General features: G+C 49.1%; 15 protein-coding genes and 1 pseudogene. All 16 read right to left on the bottom strand.

The features are described 5' to 3' along the window. Positions 1 to 99 precede the first annotated feature (99 nt). Positions 100 to 546, bottom strand: a complete 447-nt coding sequence (dut, locus tag A3842_RS14020) for a dUTP diphosphatase (RefSeq protein WP_143186278.1) — start codon at positions 544 to 546, stop codon at positions 100 to 102. After that, a complete protein-coding gene (locus tag A3842_RS14015) occupies positions 524 to 1,789 on the bottom strand; it encodes a M16 family metallopeptidase (protein ID WP_074088174.1) in 1,266 nt (421 codons plus the stop codon). The genes dut and A3842_RS14015 overlap by 23 nt, the downstream gene beginning before the upstream one ends. Positions 1,790 to 1,866: 77 nt before the next feature. Beyond that, positions 1,867 to 2,853 (bottom strand): polysaccharide deacetylase family protein, encoded by a 987-nt coding sequence (locus A3842_RS14010; protein ID WP_074088172.1) that lies wholly within the window; start codon positions 2,851 to 2,853, stop codon positions 1,867 to 1,869. Positions 2,854 to 3,187: 334 nt separating this feature from the next. Further along, positions 3,188 to 5,290: a polyribonucleotide nucleotidyltransferase gene (gene pnp, locus A3842_RS14005; RefSeq protein ID WP_074101808.1), complete on the bottom strand. Its 2,103-nt coding sequence runs from the start codon at positions 5,288 to 5,290 to the stop codon at positions 3,188 to 3,190. 460 nt (positions 5,291 to 5,750) lie between these two features. After that, on the bottom strand, positions 5,751 to 6,020 hold the full coding sequence (gene rpsO, locus A3842_RS14000; RefSeq protein ID WP_019910460.1) for a 30S ribosomal protein S15: 270 nt from the start codon (positions 6,018 to 6,020) through the stop codon (positions 5,751 to 5,753). Between the two features lie 150 nt (positions 6,021 to 6,170). Further along, complete coding sequence (locus tag A3842_RS13995; protein ID WP_074101807.1) at positions 6,171 to 7,118, bottom strand: bifunctional riboflavin kinase/FAD synthetase; 948 nt, start codon at positions 7,116 to 7,118, stop codon at positions 6,171 to 6,173. A 39-nt stretch (positions 7,119 to 7,157) separates the two neighbouring features. Further along, on the bottom strand, positions 7,158 to 8,072 hold the full coding sequence (truB, locus tag A3842_RS13990; RefSeq protein WP_074101806.1) for a tRNA pseudouridine(55) synthase TruB: 915 nt from the start codon (positions 8,070 to 8,072) through the stop codon (positions 7,158 to 7,160). Then, entirely contained in the window at positions 8,069 to 9,046 is a 978-nt protein-coding gene (locus tag A3842_RS13985) for a DHH family phosphoesterase (protein ID WP_074101805.1), read from the bottom strand. Before A3842_RS13985 ends, truB begins: the two co-directional genes overlap by 4 nt. A 21-nt stretch (positions 9,047 to 9,067) precedes the next feature. Beyond that, positions 9,068 to 9,421, bottom strand: coding sequence for a 30S ribosome-binding factor RbfA (gene rbfA, locus A3842_RS13980; RefSeq protein WP_020434078.1), 354 nt, complete (start codon positions 9,419 to 9,421; stop codon positions 9,068 to 9,070). 17 nt (positions 9,422 to 9,438) lie between these two features. Next, entirely contained in the window at positions 9,439 to 12,102 is a 2,664-nt protein-coding gene (gene infB, locus A3842_RS13975) for a translation initiation factor IF-2 (protein ID WP_074101804.1), read from the bottom strand. Then, positions 12,100 to 12,418, bottom strand: a pseudogene (locus A3842_RS32520) (YlxQ family RNA-binding protein); the annotation flags it as partial. The gene infB and the pseudogene A3842_RS32520, both read right to left, overlap by 3 nt. Beyond that, positions 12,411 to 12,719 carry an RNase P modulator RnpM gene (gene rnpM, locus A3842_RS13965; RefSeq protein ID WP_019910454.1) on the bottom strand — a complete coding sequence of 103 codons (309 nt, stop codon included), beginning with the start codon at positions 12,717 to 12,719 and terminating at the stop codon, positions 12,411 to 12,413. The pseudogene A3842_RS32520 and the gene rnpM, both read right to left, overlap by 8 nt. Positions 12,720 to 12,754: 35 nt before the next feature. After that, positions 12,755 to 13,852: a transcription termination factor NusA gene (gene nusA, locus A3842_RS13960; protein WP_074088162.1), complete on the bottom strand. Its 1,098-nt coding sequence runs from the start codon at positions 13,850 to 13,852 to the stop codon at positions 12,755 to 12,757. 26 nt (positions 13,853 to 13,878) lie between these two features. After that, positions 13,879 to 14,346, bottom strand: coding sequence for a ribosome maturation factor RimP (rimP, locus tag A3842_RS13955; protein ID WP_074088160.1), 468 nt, complete (start codon positions 14,344 to 14,346; stop codon positions 13,879 to 13,881). A gap of 244 nt (positions 14,347 to 14,590) precedes the next feature. Then, the gene (locus A3842_RS13950; RefSeq protein ID WP_074101803.1) at positions 14,591 to 18,916 is read right to left on the bottom strand and encodes a PolC-type DNA polymerase III; all 4,326 of its coding nucleotides are present in this window, start codon (positions 18,914 to 18,916) and stop codon (positions 14,591 to 14,593) included. Positions 18,917 to 19,097: 181 nt separating this feature from the next. Beyond that, positions 19,098 to 20,546 carry a proline--tRNA ligase gene (proS, locus tag A3842_RS13945; protein ID WP_074101802.1) on the bottom strand — a complete coding sequence of 483 codons (1,449 nt, stop codon included), beginning with the start codon at positions 20,544 to 20,546 and terminating at the stop codon, positions 19,098 to 19,100. Positions 20,547 to 20,584: the final 38 nt, after the last annotated feature.

Below are 20,584 nucleotides of genomic sequence, written 5' to 3'. Positions count from 1 at the left end.
ATATAAAAAAGCTAAGCAACCAATATCTACCGAATCCAATCCGGTGTGTATTGGTAATGCTTAGCTTGAGCTAATAATTAATGTAAAAAATAAAGCGTCTTATTTACCTGTATGTCCAAAGCCTCCGGCTCCCCGCTCTGTCTCTGACAGTTCTTCCACTTCGACCAGTGTCACAGATGGCACAGCCTGAAAGACCATTTGGGCAATCCGCTCATTGCGGGCGATGGCAAAGGGTTCCAGTCCCAGGTTGATGAGCAGCACTTTGATCTCACCGCGGTAATCGGCATCAATGGTTCCAGGTGTGTTCAGACAGGTAATACCGTGTTTCAGCGCAAGCCCGCTACGCGGCCGGATCTGCGCCTCCAGGCCGTCTGGCATGGCCAATGATATACCTGTGGGGATTAGTGCCCTCCCGCCCGGAGCAAGCACAACAGCCTCTCCCACGGCGGCATACAGGTCATAACCCGAGGCCTGTTCAGACATTTTACGGGGAAGCTCTACATCCTCATTCCCGGGAAGCTTATTAATTTGAACGTAATACGACAAGATCATCTCTCCTAACATTGGCAATAGCTTTGTCTGTTGAGCCCACCATCGCTAGTGCAAGCGGCTCCGCAAACATATGATCCAGCAAATGGTTGACATCATCCATTGTCACCTGCTGGATTTTGGCGATCATATCATCCAGTGTATCATGTCTTCCAAGCATCAGCTCGTTTTTACCGATACGGTTCATCCGGCTGCTCGTGCTTTCAAGGCTAAGAATCAGGCTTCCTTTAAGCTGCTCCTTGCCCTTTCTCAGTTCATCTTCGCTAAGCCCATGGACAGCAAGCTCAACCATCATTTCTTTAATCAATTCTGTGACCTCTTTGGTCTGCTTCGGCGCCGTTCCTGCGTATACAGTGAACATCCCGCTATCTGCCTGGGAGCTGTGATAGGAGTATACCGAATAGGCCAAGCCCCGTTTTTCACGGATCTCCTGAAACATACGTGAGCTCATGCCGCCGCCAATTGCATTGTTCAGAAGCACCATCGGATATTGCAGGGGACCGCCGCTTTGCACACCCGGCAAAGAAAGGCAGATATGGTTTTGCTCTGTCTTTTTGCGGTGGAACAGCAGCTCGCCTTGGAAAGCGGGCACTGTCAGCGCTGCGGATTCACCATGATTTTGAAAAGATCCAAAGTGTTTTTCGAGCAGCTCTGCCAGTCCATCATTAATGTTACCAGCTACGCTGATGACCGTATTTTCAATCGTATACTGAGCCTTCATATAGGCCCGGAGATCATCCGGAGTCATTTCCTGAAGACGTTCTTTGAGGCCTAGAATCGAATACGCCAGCGGGTGTTCGCCGTAGGCGGCGGCACACATCAGATCATGAACCAGATCATCCGGAGTGTCTTCGCACATTGCGATTTCCTCCAGAATGACATTTTTTTCCTTAGTCAGCTCTTCAGCATCCATACGTGATCGAAAGAACATATCGGCCAGCACATCCACAGCAATGGGCAGATGCTCATCCAAAACTTTGGCATAATAGCATGTGTATTCCTTAGAGGTAAATGCATTGACGTTACCGCCAATGGCATCGAACTGTTCGGCAATATCCTTTGCACTGTAGCGTTCGGTGCCTTTGAACAGCATATGCTCAATAAAATGAGAAATCCCGTTGTTCTGCGGAGTCTCATTGCGGGAGCCTGTTTTGACCCAGATTCCAAAGGAAACGGATCGGCCGGTGGGGATTTTTTCCGTTACCACCCTGAGGCCGTTTGATAACACTATTTTTTCCACTTCTAAATCCTCCTGGCATAGCCCTGGTTCTATCTGTATTTGGTATACGCGCTTTTATCCTACCAGAATTAAACCGCTCACTCAACATCGGCAGGCAGCACACGCTCTGAAGATAACGTTTGGCTTACTGTTCCCAGTTGCAGCCCTTTAGCTTTTATTCCCCGGATCATACCTTTCAGTGCCTGAGATGAGGAAGCTGTGGGATGCATAAGAATCAGGGTTCCAGGCTCCGTCTTGCTGCTGATTTTAGTTATGATCGATTCTGGTGAAGGATTGCGCCAATCCACCGTATCGAGCGTCCACAGTACTGTTTTCAGGCCAAGCGAGGCGGCAATTTCTACAGTTTCCTGGTCAAAATCACCGGATGGAGGTGCAAACCAAATATTCGTCACTCCGAGACTTTCCTTTAACAGATTTTGGGTTTTTTGAATTTCAGCGGTGGCCCTGGCCCTGCTCAAAGTGCTCATATTGGGATGGGTATATGCGTGATTTTCCATTTCATGACCGCGTTTCTGCATTTCCATTGCCAATTCTTTATTATGGCTAAGCCAACTGCCATCCAGAAAAAAGGTGACCTTCACCTGTTCCTGATCCAGAATGTCCAGCATCGGGATAATATACTGGTTCCCCCATGCGACATTGATCATCAGTGATACCATCGGTTTCGCCGGATTACCCCGGTAGATGGGCTGGGCCCCCAGGTCACTTAATGAAATCTTAGGCTGAATTTGGCGGTAGAACAGCTTCAAGCCGTCATTTGGCCCCTTAAGCCTTGCACTCCTGTAGGTCGACTCCACATCTACTTCCAGACCGTTATAACCTGGTATAGCCTTCCACACTCGGTCCACAGTCGCATCTACTGGCGGTCTGTTCAACTCGGATGCCTTGCTCTCGATAATCTTGCGCAAATCTTTCCCCGGCTCTGCCGAGACCTCGTTCCATACAGCCAGTTCTGTCTGTGGCTTAAGCTGGGACAACATTTCCTTCACCGGTCCTTGGGTACTGCCGATGCCGATTACCACAGCGATGCAGGCCAGTACAAGTGCCGCTTTTTCCGTCTTCATGACGTCTTTCCTCCCCGGCAGAAACGGTTCATTTGTCGGTCCCGGCGCAGAGCAGGTGCAGGGACACTTTGTCCCAGCCTATGAACCCCCGGAGGAAAATATGACTGCAACTCAAGTAGAAACGGCTACGCCGTCCTTTTTTTAGGGCGGTAGCCGTTTCAGCGAGAAATATAAGGATAATTTATTGTGTGAAACATATAAATTCTATATTTGAAAATAGCCCCACAGCGTGGAGCTTGGTTACCCGGATATACATTTAAAAAAAGAGCCAGAACGAAATTGCTTCTGTCTCTTCCCATTCATACATTTAACCTGATTTGAAGTAACAGTGAAATTACGCTTTGGCTGCGCCTTCCGAAGTCAGTACAGCTTTACGTGACAGATTGACGCGGCCCTGCTGGTCGATTTCGGTTACTTTGACAGTAATCGTATCGCCGATGGCCACTACATCCTCTACCTTGGCTACACGCTCTGTGGACAGCTGAGAAATGTGCACCAATCCGTCTTTACCCGGAATCAGTTCAACAAATGCACCAAACTTCTCGATACGTCTGACTGTACCTACATAGATTTCGCCGACCTGCACTTCACGCACAATGCCTTCGATAATTCCGCGAGCTTTTTGAATCATCGCTTCGTCTGAAGATCCGATAAAGACACGACCATCCTGCTCGATGTCGATTTTCACGCCGGTTTCCTCAATGATTTTGTTGATGATCTTGCCGCCCGCACCGATAACATCTCGGATTTTGTCCGGATTGATGTTGATGATAATGATTTTTGGAGCATATTTAGACAGGCTTGTTCTAGGTTCGGAGATGGCTTCCATCATTTTGCCCAAGATGAACATCCGTCCTTCTTTGGCCTGCTGCAGCGCATCCTGAAGAATCTTACGGTCGATGCCGTCGATTTTGATATCCATCTGAATCGCCGTAACACCTTCAGCCGTACCAGCTACCTTAAAGTCCATATCGCCTAGATGATCTTCCATCCCTTGAATATCGGTCAGAATCGAGACATGATCTCCGTCTTTGATCAGACCCATAGCTACACCGGCTACAGGTGCCTTAATTGGCACACCCGCATCCATCATTGCCAGAATACTGGCGCAGATACTCGCTTGTGAAGTTGATCCGTTGGATTCAATGGCTTCTGATACCAGGCGAATCGTGTACGGGAATTCTGTTTCACTTGGGATGACTTTGGACAACGCGCGTTCACCCAGGGCTCCATGTCCAATCTCGCGGCGACCAGGTGCTCTAAGCGGACGAGCTTCCCCTACGCTGAACGGAGGAAAGTTGTAGTGGTGCATGAAGCGTTTGGTCTCAGTCGGATCAATTCCATCGAGAATTTGCACATCGCCGAGCGCTCCAAGCGTACATACGCTAAGGATCTGAGTCTGTCCACGTGTGAAGAGACCGGAACCATGTGTGCGTGGCAGCAGAGCAGTGTCACATTCAATGGGACGAATCTCATCCAGCTTGCGTCCATCCGGACGGATCTTGTCATGTGTGATCAGGCGTCTTACTTCATCCTTCACGATATCATGCAGCACTTCCTTGACATCTTTCAGAAGCTCCGGTGTTTCTATGTATTTCTCTGCGAAATACTCCACCGTTTCATTGTTAATCAAATCGATGGCATCCTGACGGGCATGCTTCTCGGCGATCTTCACTGCTTCCACCAAGCGAATCTGAGCATACGCGCGAACTTCAGCATTTACATCCGCATTTACAGTATGCAGTTTCACTGCCATTTTTTCTTTACCGGCAACCGCAACCAGTTCTTCGATCACAGCTACAATCTTGCGGACTTCATCATGTCCGAACATGATGGCTTCCAGCATCACATCTTCCGGCACTTCATTGGCTTCTGCTTCCACCATCATGATGGCGTCCTTAGTTCCGGCTACAACTACATAAATATCGCTGACCGCTTGCTGCGCAACATCAGGATTAATGATGAATTCACCGTTAATGCGGCCTACAGCCACACCGCCGATCGGACCGCTGAAAGGCACATCAGAAATACTGAGTGCAGCAGAAGTACCAATCATAGCAGCAATATCTGGCGCACAATCCTGATCTACACTCATTACCAGATTGAGAACCTGTACATCATTGCGGAATCCTTCAGGAAACAATGGGCGAATCGGGCGGTCCGTCAGACGGCTGGACAGAATCGCTTTCTCGCTGGGTCTGCCCTCACGTTTGATAAATCCACCGGGAATTTTACCAACTGCATATAGTCTTTCCTCGTAGTTAACTGTAAGCGGGAAAAAATCCAGATCTTTAGGCTCACTGGACGCTGTAACCGTACACAATACTGAAGTATCACCATAACGGACCATAACTGCAGCATTTGCCTGTTTGGCCAATCGGCCCGTTTCAAGTACAAGGCGTCTACCGCCAAGTAGCATTTCTACACGTTTTTCCATAAAATCCCTCCTTGAATGGTAGTAAACCCGCTGTTCACGATCGCAGGTTCAATGTTAACCTTAAGTAAAACGTAAGTTATACAAGTGGAAACGGCTATGCCGTCCTAATAAGGACGGCATTCGTTTCAGCGAGAAAGAGAAGGAAAATTTATAGCGTGGAACATATAAATCCTTATCTTTTAAGAAGAAACGGCTTCACCGTATGTAAATTAAGCTCTCCTCTTTCCTCAAAAATATAAGGATCACCTATAGCACAAGGACTATAAATTCTTATATTTCAAGCAAAAACGGCTTGTCCTCAAGATGAGGTTAAGTAGCCGTTTTGTGCAAATCATATCCACTTGCTGCTTACCATAGTTTCCCCTAAATTTTCAAAAAGCAACCCGGCTGTCCCGCTGTCGCTCGTAAGAAGGACATACGGTATACAACCAGGCTGCTTTAGGGTAAAGATTATGGAAAATTAGCGACGCAATCCCAGTTTTTCGATCAGGGCGCTGTAACGTCTGATGTCTTTGTTTTTCAAATACGCCAGCAGTTTACGACGTTGTCCAACCATCTTCAGCAGTCCGCGACGGGAATGATGATCCTTCTTGTGCGTACGCAAGTGGTCAGTCAAATTAACGATGTTCTCCGTAAGGATAGCAACTTGCACCTCAGGGGATCCAGTATCGGATTCATGAGTTTTGTGCTCGTCGATCAATTGGTGTTTACGTTCTTGAGTCAATGCCATCCTATTCACCTCCTTCAATATAATCGCCAATAGCCTCGTCACCGTCGGTGAGAACATGCAACCAAGCTAAGGTTATGATGCTGTTATTCCAGCAACGTTAATCAGTATAGCACCTTCGTAGACAAATGTAAACGGCATGTCCACTGTGAATCAGGATTGATCTTCCAGCAGACTTTTTGCCGTCTCAGCATCCTCACCAATTTGTGCGATCAAGGCGCCGATGGAGTCAAACTTTCGCTCAGGACGGATGAATGCGACCAGCTCCAACTCAAGCTCCTGTCCGTATATATCCCCCGCAAAATCAAACACATGCACCTCAAAGCTAGGCGCTGTTACTCCTTCATGGAAGGTTGGCTTCACACCAACGTTCATTACCCCGTGAAGAACTTCATCTTTATAAAATACTCTGACCGCATAAACACCCTTGGCAGGAATAACATAACGATCCTCAAGTTGCACATTAGCTGTTGGGAACCCTATGGTGCGTCCACGCTTCTCTCCATGCACCACTGTTCCCCGCAGATGATAACAGCGTCCGAACCATGTATTCGCCAGGGTAATTTCCCCATTTTGGAGACTTTTCCGAATTCCAGAGCTGCTTACCTTCTCTCCCTCAATTAGGAACGGAGGCGCAGTCACAACAATCATTGCCCCTTGACCCAGCTCTTGAAGCCGTTCAGGGTCACCCTTTCCAAGGTAGCCGAAACGGAAATCAAAGCCGACCACGGCGGTTACAATCTGAAGTGGCAGCAGCATCAATGATACAAAATCCTCCGGACTTACTTTTGAAAGCTGCTCATTAAATTCAATGATATACAAAATATCGACACCCATACCCGCAAGGATCTCCTGCTTGTCCTTTGGAGGAGTCAGATATCCATCATAGTCTCCTTTGCCCATAACATCCTTAGGATGCGGATGGAAGGTCATGACTGAAGCCGGTATACCTTCTTGACGGGCCAGAGCAACAGCGGATGCAATGACACTGGCATGTCCACGGTGCAGTCCGTCAAACTGACCCAGAGCGGCCACTTGCGGCCGTGCCCACAGTGCTGCGGTCTCCGGCAGTATCGGATAGCTTAAGGTTACGGTTCTCACGCTGTTTCTCACCTACAATTCACTAAATGAAATAAAAAGTTATACTTGTGCAAATACCTTAACGGGTGCGATCGCCCCTGTATCTTCTAATTCATAAATGCCCAGGAATTCGCCCTTAACGTCATACAGGCGAAAATGTCCATTCTGTTTCACTTCAGGCGCCACATAACGGATCGACAGACGCTGCCCCTGCAGAGCTGCTTTCTTTTTCTCATCCATCACTGTATGGCTGGGCAAATGGGAGATGGCTTCATCCGCTGCAATTAAATGTTCCCCAAGTGTACCTGCTTCTTTGTATTCAGCTATTTGCTCAAGGGTTAAGCAATGACTGGCCGCTATCCCTGCCGACATGGTTCGTTCAAGCTTAACCATGACTCCAGGAAGTCCGAGTGCCCGTCCGATATCCACACAAAGTGTACGGATATAAGTACCTTTGGAACACAGGACACGAAATGTAATATCGGGATGATTGCCGTTCCAGACCATACCAGTCATCTCAATCTCATAGATTTCCACTTCGCGGCTTTTACGCTCCACTGTTTTGCCTTCTCTGGCGAGTTCATATAGACGTTTGCCGTCAACCTTGACTGCGGAATACATGGGTGGAACCTGAGAAATCACGCCTTTGAAAGAATTAAGCACAGCGAGTACTTCAGCTTCAGTGACATGGATTTCTTCAACCGTTTCCGTAATCGTCCCGGTTAAATCCTCTGTATCACTGGATACTCCTAGTCTCAGCGTGGCTACATATTCTTTGGGGAGCTCCTGAATGTATTCAACGACACGTGTTGCCCGTCCAAGGCAGAGCGGCAAAACACCGGTCACCTGGGGATCAAGTGTGCCCGTGTGCCCGATCCGTTTCATACCGAGAATACGTCTGGCTTTGGCAACAACATCATGTGAAGTGAATCCGGCAGGCTTATACACAGCCAAAACACCTGTAAGCTCACTCATAAATGACGTCTGACCTCCTGAAGTACCATTGGAATAGCATCTTCCAGTGTGGCATCAATACGTGCACCCGCAGCGCGGGTGTGTCCGCCTCCACCAAAACTTTGCGCCAAAGCGGCAACATCTACTTTACCTGCGGAACGCAAGCTAACCTTCACGGCACGCTCATGAATAACTTTGAACAGGATTCCTACCTCCACACCACGGATATTGCGCGGATAGTTCACGATACCTTCAAGATCTTCGTTTGCGGCTTCACAATCCAGCATATCTTGAGGTGTCACTGATACCCAGGCTATTTCGCCTTCCGGCGATAGCTGCAAAGTACTTAGTGCCCGGTTCAGCACCTTGAGTTGTGCCAGGGTCATCTCCTCGAGCAGCGTTTCCGCAAGCGTTGGCCCATTTACACCGAGTTCAAGCAACTCGGAAACTGCAGCCATCACTTTAGGGGAAGTATTGCTGTAACGAAAACCTCCGGTATCCGTTAACAGTCCGGTATAGAGAGCTGTGGCGATATCGATATCCCACTTCACCTCAAACGTCTTCAACAGATCGAACAAAATTTCCGCAGTCGCAGCAGCATCCGGTTTAATCAGCGTAACGTAGCCATAACCGTTATTCGTAGGATGATGATCTATATTCACGATGAGGGCATCGGTGGCAAAATGACGCTGGGTAAGCCCTACACGCTGAAAATCGGCACAATCAACACAAATGACATTCTGGTATTGTCGAGACAGATCGCCGTCGGCCAGGTTAACAATCTCATCAGCATGCCATAAGTATTCCATCCGTTGCGGGATCGGCCCTTCGTTCAGCATAGTATATTTTTTGCCCAGACATGAGAGAAGCCAGCCCACCGCGAGGGTGGAGCTGACTGCATCTCCGTCCGGCTGAACATGCGACACTACAAGATAATCGTCGTGTTCCAGCAGAAACTTACGGGTCTGCTGGAGACTTTGTTCATAGCTCTGCATTCGCCGTCTCCTTTATGTTTCCTAGCTTTCTTCGTTCTTGCCAATTTCACCAAGCAGCTTCTCGATATGGCTTCCGTATGCAACGGATTCGTCAATCTTGAAGATCAGCTCAGGGGTATGACGAAGGCGGATCGCTTTGCCAAGCTCCGAGCGGAGAAAACCGTTGGCTTTCTCAATCGCTTTGAGTGAACCTGTGACCTGCTCTTCATCCCCAAATACGCTCAGGTAGACTTTCGCCTGCGACAGATCGTTGGTCACGTCTACGCCGGTTACTGTCACAAACCCGATGCGCGGGTCTTTTAGACCGCTTTGGATGAGCTGGCTCAGTTCTTTTTTGATCTGTTCGCCAACCCGTCCGGCTCTGATTTTAGACATCTATATCACCTCTTCGCTTAGCGCTCTACCGTTTCCATGATGAACGCTTCGATAATGTCGCCTTCAACGACATCATTATAGCGTTCCAAAGTTATGCCGCATTCATAACCCTGCGCCACTTCTTTTGCATCATCTTTGAAACGTTTCAAGGTGTCGATCTTGCCTTGGAAAACAACGATACCGCTGCGGATCAGGCGCATTTCGGCATTACGGGTAATTTTGCCGGAAGTAACCATACATCCTGCAATAGTACCAACTTTGCTGATTTTGAAGACATTACGCACTTCAGCATGGCCGATAACGTTCTCTTTGTAGATGGGATCAAGCATCCCTTTCATCGCACTTTCAATTTCTTCAATTACATTGTAGATGATGTTGTGCAGACGTACATCCACTTTCTCCTGTTCGGCAGCCGCTTTCGTCTGTGTATCCGGACGAACGTTGAAACCGATAACGATAGCATTGGATGCTGCCGCCAAGGTGATGTCGGATTCCGTAATCGCGCCAGCACCGCTGTGAATGATCTTCACGCGCACGCCTTCAACTTCGATTTTGGCCAGGGAGCCTTTCAGTGCCTCTACCGAACCTTGTACGTCACCCTTGATGATCACGTTGAGATCTTTGATCTCGCCGTCTTTGATGTGCTTGAACAGATCATCCAGTGTTACGCGGGTGTTCGTGTTCAGCTCGGACTGGCGCTGAGACGTAGAACGTCTGTCAGCAATAGCACGGGCTTTGCGCTCATCTTCAAAGGCCATGAACGGATCGCCAGCCTGCGGCACTTCCGTCAAACCGGTAATTTCCACTGGTGTGGAAGGTCCCGCTTCCTTGATCTTGCGTCCCTTGTCATTGACCATGGCACGTACGCGTCCGAAGCAGTTACCTGCTACAAAGGCGTCTCCGACTTTCAGCGTACCATTCTGTACGAGAATTCGGGCAACCGGTCCACGGTTTTTGTCTAGCTCAGCTTCTATAACAGTACCGCGTGCCCGTTTGTCCGGGTTCGCCTTGTACTCATTCACTTCAGCAACTAGCAGAATCATTTCCAGCAGCTCTTCCAGGTTAATACGCTGTTTGGCCGACAGGTTGACGAAGATCGTATCGCCGCCCCACTCTTCCGGAACCAGTTCATAACTAGTAAGCTCCTGCTTCACCTTGTCAGGATCTGCGCCCGGCTTATCGATCTTGTTAACTGCAACAATGATCGGAAGTCCGGCTGCCTTGGCATGGTTGATTGCTTCCACTGTCTGCGGCATTACACCGTCATCAGCTGCTACGACGATAATCGTCATATCCGTAACCTGGGCACCACGGGCACGCATAGCCGTGAACGCTTCATGGCCCGGTGTATCAAGGAATGTGATTTTTTTGTGGTTAATTTCGACTTGGTATGCTCCGATATGCTGTGTGATTCCGCCTGCTTCACCGCCGGTTACGTTCGTGGAACGAATGGCATCGAGCAAAGTTGTTTTACCATGGTCAACGTGACCCATGATCGTTACAACCGGAGGACGGGCCTGCAGATCATCTTCGGAATCATTTTCTTCCACAGTTTCAAAGCTGTCTTCATCCACCGGGATCTTCACTTCAACTTCAACACCGAACTCGCCGGCCAGAAGCAGAATAGTATCGATATCAAGTTCCTGATTGATTGTGGCCATAACGCCCATGGAGATCAGCTTCTTGATCACTTCGGAAGCATCCTTGTGAAGCAGCTTAGCTGTTTCACCGACAGTCATGCTGCCGCGTACAATGATCTTCTTCGGTGTGTTGTCGATTTTTTCGCGGTATACCGTCGGCTGATTTCTGCCGCGGTTGTTCTTGCCGCCACGGCCGCGGAAGTTGCCGCCTTTACCGTCTTCAAAACGTTTCTGGCCGCTGTTGTTATTGGGTCTGCCACCAGTTGTGTTCTTTTTGGGACCTTTGTCGCCGCCGCGGGAGAAATCACCGCCACCTTGACCTTGTGGACGGCTGTCAGCCGTACGTGCTCCACTTTGACCTTGTGGTGCGCCAGTACGCGGTGCACCGCTGCCTTGGCCTTGTGGGCGGCTACCTGTGGAAGTGCCCTGCGGACGGCTGCCGCCAGTAGAACTGCCTTGTGGACGGCTGCCACCGGTGGAGCTGCCTTGCGGACGGCTGCCGCCAGTGGAGCTGCCTTGTGGACGGCTGCCGCCAGTGGAGCTGCCTTGCGGACGGCTGCCACCAGTGGAGCTGCCTTGCGGACGGCTGCCTGTGGAGCTGCCTTGTGGGCGATTGCCGCTAGTGGAGCTCTGCGGACGGGAATTCTGTGTGGAACCTGTTGTTGCTCTGCGGGAATCTTGTCCGCTTTGGGGCCTTGGGGACGTCGTCGATTGGTTGTTGTTTTGGTTACTGTTCATACCTACCTGCTTTTCCGGTTGATTTTTGTTGGCATTCTGAGCATTTTGGGGATCGGCGGTTACCGTTCCGGCAATTGCCGGACGGCTGCTGGTTCCGCTGTCCCGCTTAGCTGCAGCGTTTGACTTGATATCCTTGAAGAACTGTTCCACTTTGTTCACGGAGCCATTCTCCATGACACTCATATGATTATTCACAGGGACATTCAAACGCTTCAGAATTGTAATAATTTCTTTACTGCTCATATTAAGCGATTTCGCGTATTCATACACGCGCAGCTTATCCTTATTGTCTTCTTTAGTCAATAACTCCACCTCCGACAGTATCTCCAAGCACTCTGGAGATCATTTCCGCGAATCCTTTATCCGTAACGGCCAGCACAACGCGCCGGTCCTTACCAATACTTGCACCGAGTTCATCCCGGTGAAATGCGATTACTAGTGGAATATCGTAGGTTCCGCACTTGTCACGGAACTTTTTCTGAGTATTTTCTGAAGCGTCACCTGCGAGGACGACCAGCTTCGCCTCCGAAGACCGTACTGCTTTGAGCACAGCTTCGTCGCCGGTGACAATCTTGCCTGCTCTCATGGCAAGCCCTAAATAAGAAAGTGCCTTACTCATTGTCCTCACTATCCTTTGCTGCCAGAAACTGCTCCTCGACGGATGCAAAATCCCGTGCAAGCTGGGCATAGATTTCAGGACTCACTTGACATTTGAGTGCACGGTCAAGTGCTTTATTCTTTTGTGCCAGCTTAAAACATTCCAGTTTGCCGCAAATATAAGCTCCCCGGCCCGACTTTTTGCCAGTCAGGTCTATCAGCACTTCGCCCTCAGGCGTTCTCACCACGCGAATCAGCTCTTTCTTGGGCATCATCTCTTGGCTTGCAACGCATTTGCGCAGCGGTACCTTACGCTGTTTCATGTCAATCGCCTCCCCTCTAAAATAGAGCAGGTTGATTAGTCAATGGAGACGGAATCCTGATGCATTTCATCATTAGAAGTTCTTGGTCTGCCGTATTCCTGCTCTGCCTGGCTTTCGCTCTTGATATCAATTTTCCAGCCGGTCAGCTTCGCGGCGAGACGGGCATTCTGTCCCTTGATGCCGATTGCGAGCGACAATTGATAATCAGGAACAATGACACGAGCCATCTTTTCCGCTTCAAAGACTTGAACCTCAAGCACCTTAGACGGGCTAAGCGCGTTGGCTACATACTCCTGAACCGCTTCGGAATAACGGACGATATCAATCTTCTCGCCGCGCAGCTCCGTAACGATCGTCTGAACTCGTGTGCCTCTAGGGCCTACGCACGAACCGACTGGATCTACTTCAGGATTGCGAGAGAAGACAGCAATCTTGGAACGGAAGCCAGCTTCGCGGGCTACAGAACGAATTTCGACGACACCGTCAAAAATTTCCGGAACCTCAAGCTCGAACAGGCGTTTCAAGAGGCCGGGATGACTGCGCGACAGCATGATCTGCGGCCCCTTAGTCGTGTTCTCAACCTTAGTGATATATGCCTTGATACGCTCACTTTGCTTGAACTTTTCTCCCGGCATCAGCTCGCTGAGCGGCAGAACTGCTTCGATTTTACCAAGGTCAACGTAGATATTGCGCATGTCCTGACGCTGTACAAGGCCGGTAACAATGTCATCTTCCTTGTCGATAAAAGCGTTATAGATGAGTCCGCGCTCTGCTTCACGGATACGCTGAGTCACCACCTGCTTGGCCGTCTGGGCGGCAATACGGCCAAAATCACGCGGCGTTACTTCAAGCTCGGCGATATCCTCCAATTGAAAATGAGGGTTGATCTCCCGGGCAGACATCAGCGAGATCTCAGTCCGGGTATCCAGTACCTCCTCAACAATCAGTTTGCGGGCAAACACCTTGATTACGCCTGTGTTGCGGTTCATATCCACACGCACATTCTGCGCCGCATTGAAGTTGCGTTTATAGCTGGAGATCAGCGCAGCTTCGATGGCTTCGAACAGCACATCTTTACTGATGCCTTTCTCCCTTTCCAGTTCATTCATAGCTTCGATAAAATCCATACTCATGAAATTCCGGTCCCCCTTTCAAGACGTTAAAAAATGATGGCCAATCTCGCACTGGCGACTTTGGCATACGGTACAACATGTTCTTTTTTGCCCGCGGAGATGAGCAGTTCCTCGTTCTCGAACGAGAGCAAACGACCTTCGAATTCCTTAAGTCCTTGAATCGGCTCATACACCGTTACATAGACGTCCTTGCCAACCGCTTTGGCGACATCCGCAGCTTTTTTGAGCGGGCGTTCAGCACCCGGTGAGGATACCTCAAGGAAATAAGCCTCAGGTATAGGATCATTCTCATCCAGCTTCTGACTGAAATATTCGCTGATGGCACCACAATCATCAATATCAATGCCGCCTTCTTTATCTACGAATATGCGCAAAAACCAGTTGGAGCCTTCCTTCACATATTCAACGTCCACCAGTTCGAAACCATTGTCCTCGAGATAGGGCCCAAGCATCTGCTCTACCGTTTGTTTAATTTGGGATTTAGGTGTGCTCAAAAGAAAATAACCTCCACGAACTTGTCTTTTGCTATATACCAAAGATAAAGAGTGGGTTTCCCCACTCTTTACACAACGGACTTATCTCATTATTACCAAAAAAATTATACCATAGTGCATCAGCACTGACAAGTGCCAGCCCTTGACTGCCTCATGTAACAAGTCGTAAAAACCTGCTGTCTCCTTGTTTCGAAGGGGGCTTTTTATAGGATTACCCTTTGCATTACTCCACTTGTTGCGGCTGTTAGAACAACGAAAGCTGGTTGCTCTCCGGTAATCCGCGGAAGCAGCCCATATTGTTCAGCAGTTCGATAACCGTCTTGCTCGCCTTGGATTTCTGCTGGAAATCTTCGATGGACAGAAATTCCCCGGCATTCTTGGCAGCCGCAATATTGATCGCTGCGTTATCGCCAATTCCAGCAAGTGAAGAGAACGGAGGAATCAGGCTATTGCCATCAACGGTGAATTTGGTTGCATCGGAACGGTACAAATCGATATTTTTGAAGGTGAAGCCGCGTGCGGTCATCTCCAGAGCCATTTCAAGCACAGGCAGCATCGCTTTTTCCTTCGGAAGTGCCTGGAAGCCTTTTTGCTCAATCTCAACAATTTGCCGGGCAATAGCCTCATAGCCCTTACAGCACAACTCAATGTCAAAATCAGCTGCCCGCACCGTAAAATAAGTCGCATAATACTCAATAGGATGGTAAAGCTTGAAATAGGCGGTCCGTACTGCAGAAATTACATAGGCGGCAGCATGTGCCTTCGGGAACATGTACTGAATCTTCAGGCAAGAATCAATATACCACTGCGGAACCTTGCATTTCTTCATTTCCTCTATCCATTCGGCAGACAACCCCTTGCCCTTACGAACACTTTCGGTAATTTTGAAAGCCAGGCCTGCATCCATTCCCGCCTTATAAATTAGAAAGAGCATGATATCATCGCGGCAACCAATAACTGTCTTAATGTTGCAGGTGTTGTTCTTAATAAGCTCTTGAGCATTACCAAGCCAAACTCCGGTGCCGTGGGATAAACCCGAGATCTGCAGCAAGTCGGCAAAGCTGGACGGCTTCGACTCCACTAGCATCTGGCGGACAAATTTGGTCCCCATCTCAGGTACTCCGTAGGTTGCCACAGGTGTCCGGATCTGATCGGGCCTTACCCCCAGCGCTTCGGTAGAGTTGAACATGCTCATGACCTTCGGATCGTTCATCGGAATGGTCGTTGGGTCAACACCAGTTAAATCCTGGAGCATACGCATCATCGTCGGATCATCGTGGCCCAGTATATCGAGCTTTAGCAGATTGGCATCAAACGCATGGTAATCGAAATGGGTCGTCTTCCATTCTGCGGTGACATCATCCGCCGGGAACTGAACCGGGGTGATATCTTCAATCTCCATATAATCCGGCAAAACAACGATACCGCCGGGATGCTGCCCCGTACTCCGTTTCACACCGGTGCAGCCTGCTGCCAGGCGCCCGACTTCGGCTCCGCGCCACCGTTTCTGATGATGCTCCTCGTATTTTTTTGTGAAGCCAAAAGCGGTCTTTTCTGCAACAGTACCAATGGTGCCGGCACGGAATACATTGTCCGGTCCAAACATGGTCTTGGTGAAGTTATGCGCATTCGGCTGATACTCACCCGAAAAGTTAAGGTCGATATCGGGAACCTTGTCTCCCTTAAAACCAAGGAACGTCTCAAACGGAATATCCTGCCCCTCGCCTTTGAGTTTGCCTCCGCAGTTTGGGCATGTTTTATCTGGAAGATCGAAGCCGCTCGGCACACTGCCGTCAAGAAACCATTCGTTATGCTTGCACTCCAGATTTGTACAGATATAATGGGCAGGCAGCGGATTTACCTCGGAGATTCCGAGAAAGGTTGCCACCACAGATGATCCTACGGAACCACGCGACCCTACCAGGTAACCATCCTGATTGGATTTCTTGACAAGCCGCTCAGAAATTAGATAGTTGGCAGAGAAACCGTATTTAATAATCGGCGCAAGCTCCTTTTCGAGCCGGGCAACGACAACCTCCGGCAGTTCTTCACCATAGATCGATTTTGCCGTATTGTAGCAGGTTTCCCGGATCTCGTCGTCTGCCCCTTCAATTATAGGTGTGAACAGGTCGCTTGGAAAAAGCGGATATTCCTCAAAACGCTCAGCTAAGGCTACGGTGTTAGTAACAACAACCTCCATCGCTTTCTCCGCACCCAGGAATTCAAATTCAGCCAGCATCTCATCCGTAGTGCGGAAATGGGCGTCCGGCTTACGCTGATCCTTCAGCGGGCTGAAACCGGTAATTCCATGAATCGTTATATCACGGAACAGCTTATCCCTTGGCTCCAGGTAGTGCACATTTCCAGTGGCAATAACCGGCTTGTTCAACTGCTCGCCAATTTCGCAGATTTTACGCACCACTCCCCGTAAATCCTCTGGACTGGCAACAAAACCTTTGTCTACCAGATGCATGTACATGGTCAGCGGTTGAATCTCAAGAACATCATAAAACTGCGCAACTTCCATTGCCTCTTCCACAGTCTTGTTCAGCACCGCCTCAAAAAACTCGCCCCGTTCACAACCGGAAATCACCAGCAAACCGTCTCTATACTGTTCTAGCTTGGACTTTGGTATACACGGTACCCGCTTGTAAAATTCGGTATGAGACATGGAAATCAGCTTATACAGATTCTTTTTCCCTACTGGATTCAGCGCATAAATACCGCAGTGAAACGGCCGGGTGTTGGAGAGATCATTACCGACATAATCATTCAACCGGTCAAGCCGGGTAAGGTTCTTGAGCTTCTCAGCATCAGCCAGCAGGCCGTTTAGGATTCCCCCCAGCGCAACGGTATCATCTACCGCACGGTGATGGCTCTCCAGCAGTACTTTATACTTGTCTGCTAATGTATTCAGCCTATGATTTTTCATGCTCGGAAACAACAGACGCGCCAGCTCCAGAGTGTCCAGCGAAGGGTTTGATAATATCGGTTTGCCCAGCTTCGTTAGTGATGCCTGAATGAATCCCATATCAAATCTTGCATTGTGGGCTACGAGGATGCTATCACCTACAAAATCCACGAATTCCTGAAGCACAGGCTCCAGGTCCGGTGCATCCTTCACCATTTCATCCGTAATATTGGTCAGTTGCTGGATATGATAAGGAATCTTTTCATGCGGGTTCACAAATGTTGAATACCGGTCAAGCTCCTTGCCTTCGCACATCTTGATCGCTGCAAGCTCGGTAATATTGTTGCGTGTAATTGATAAACCCGTGGTCTCTATATCAAATACAACGTAGGTCGCTGTCTTCAGCTCCAAGGGCTGCGGATTTTCTACAATATTCACCGAGTCATTGACAACATTGGCTTCTACGCCATAAAGCATTTTGATTTTGTGCTTATGGGCCGCGTGATCTGCATCAGGGAAGCTCTGAACCACACCGTGATCCGTGACGGCAATTGCGGGGTGACCCCATTTCGCGGCTGTTTTAACATACGCATCGATCGGTGCGACCGCATCCATTGTACTCATTGTCGTATGCAGATGGAATTCAACACGCTTCACGGGGGCTGTATCTTTACGGGCAGGTGGTGCCTGAACTTCGGACAGATCCGAAGGAATCATCACCAGCTCGGGAACTTGCATGAACCGGTCATATTCTACTTTACCGCGTGCTCTGACCCATTTGCCGTTAGCCAGTTGTCCCATGACCTTCAAGTCTTCTTTGGTCTTGGCAAACATCTTGATTTGCAGAGAATCCGTAAAATCTGTAATACAGAAAGTGAACAGCGTATTTCCGTTGCGAAGCTCCTTGCTCTCAAGACCAAAAATAGTCCCTTGTATCGTGATCTTCTTTTCCTCATCCTGAATCTCAAGAATGGGCACAGCCTGCTCCTTAATCTCATAACCGACCTGGAGTTTAATAACCTCGTTCGGATCCCCTTCCTCTACAGGCTCATCAGGTTCACTGGCCATCATCATCATTTCCACCAGTTCACGCTGTTCTTGCTGCAGTTTCTGCTGGAATTCCTCATAGGCATCCGCTTTGCTCTCACTCTCGGCAATCTGGAGCTTAACCTTCAGAGGGAGACCGAAGAATTTATCGTAAAATTTCACAATCGCGCCTTCGATCCCTTTTTTGCGGGCCAGCTCCAGGGACATGGAGTCATTCAGGCTCAGTAAAAGTGTACCGTCCTGCAGCTCCTGGCTGGAGCGTGTCAACCAGCCATTGACAGAAGGGATTTCACGCTGCGCCCATTCCAGAAAAAGCCCCCAATATTCCTGCACAAGCTCCGCTCTGCTGATTTTGTCATCATATAGGAACAAGAAGCTGACTTTGGCAATATGCTGCAGCTTCTCACGCATTCTCAGTACAAAGGTCCGGTACGTCTGGGCCGGAACCAAACTTTTTTTGACAATAACGATATGCCAGTCATGATTGCCTCGGCTGATTTCCACACGTTCAATGTATCCATCCAAGAAGTAAGGATCAATAATCGCGGGCGGAATTTCACCTTGCTTCATCAAAAGCTCGAACCGCTTTCTTCTCTCCATGTTCAGTTCCATGCTTCCCCCACCTAACTTACGCAATAATAAAAACGCCTGATTTCAGCAAATCATAAGAATGAGACAGATTTTAAAAAGCTTCCGGGTCAAAAAGCTTTGGGTTCTTTCGGCCCGCCGACTCCTCTCACCAGAAGCTAGATTAACGTACTAGAATCTTTATCATAAACAATGCTGAAACAAATTAATAGGCTTTGGCAAAAACAACCGTATGCGCCGCTGGTTTGCCGCAGCAAATGCACACTTGCTTCGTCTCGGCAGGGTTGAAAGGAATGTTGCGGCTTGTAGCACCCGTCTCTTCCTTCACCTTGGATTCGCACGCCTCGGAGCCGCACCAGCCTGCCAGTGCAAAGCCTCGTTTCTCCTCCATGGAAGCCTTCATTTCATCGAGTGTATCCACCGAATAGAAGTGATCCTCACGGAATTTCAGCGCGCGCTCGAACATTTCGTTATGCACCTGCTCTAGCATCGCCTGTATTTCTTCCACCAGATTCGCTTGCTGGATGACCTTCTTCTCTCCGCTGATACGCGAGACCAGCACACAGACGCCGTTCTCCATATCACGTGGCCCCAGCTCAAGACGGATTGGCACTCCGCGCATTTCATACTCATTGAACTTCCATCCTGGGGTTACATCCGCCCGGTCATCCACGCGTACGCGAACACCTGCGTTTTTGAGTTCCTTGAACAGCTCGTCTGTTCGGCCGATGACAGCGTCACGAGTCTTAGGCGGTCCGATCGGTATCATAATAACCTGTGTAGGTGCAACTTTCGGCGGCAACGCGAGGCCCCGGTCGTCACCGTGAACCATAATCATGGAACCGATCAGACGTGTGCTTGTTCCCCATGAAGTGGTATGTACATGCTCAAGCACATTCTCCCGGCTCAGGTACTGGATTTCAAAAGCAACTGCAAATTTGGTGCCCAGGTAATGCGAAGTTCCCGCCTGTACAGCTCGTCCATCCTTCATCATGGCTTCAATGGAATACGTATCTACCGCGCCGGCAAAACGCTCCGATGGGGTCTTTTGTCCGGTAATTACCGGAATCGCCAGATACCCTTCTACAAAATCCCGATAGATCTCCAGCATCTGCATCGTTTCTTCACGAGCTTCAGCTTCATTCTCATGAGCGGTATGTCCTTCCTGCCAGAGGAATTCACTCGTGCGAATGAATGGAAGTGTACGCTTCTCCCAACGGACCACGTTGGCCCATTGATTGATCAGAACCGGGAGATCACGGTAAGACTGAATCCATTTGGAATACATATGCCCAATCATGGTTTCCGACGTAGGCCGGATTGCCAGACGTTCTTCCAATTTATCGCCGCCCGCTTCCGTGACCCAAGGCAGTTCAGGATTAAAACCTTCGATGTGGTCCTTTTCCTTTTGGAAAAAGCTCTCTGGAATGAACATCGGAAAATAAGCGTTACGATGTCCTGTTTCCTTGAAGCGCCGGTTCATTTCTTCCTGGATATGTTCCCAGATTTCAAAGCCATCCGGTTTGAACACAATACAACCGCGGACCGGTGAGTAGTCCATCAAATCCGCCTTTTTAATAACATCAATGTACCAGCGTGAGAAATCCTCGCCCTGCGGCGTAATCTCTGTAACGAACTGCTTATCTTTGGCCATGTAGTGAAACTCCTCCTAAAATAGCCCCACAAAGTGTT

This window comes from Paenibacillus sp. P3E (genome assembly GCF_001909045.1).
Taxonomy (GTDB): Bacteria; Bacillota; Bacilli; order Paenibacillales; family Paenibacillaceae; genus Paenibacillus_AQ; species Paenibacillus_AQ helianthi.
The sequence above is the reverse complement of the archived record's forward strand: the minus strand, read 5'-3'. Positions and strand labels throughout refer to the sequence as shown.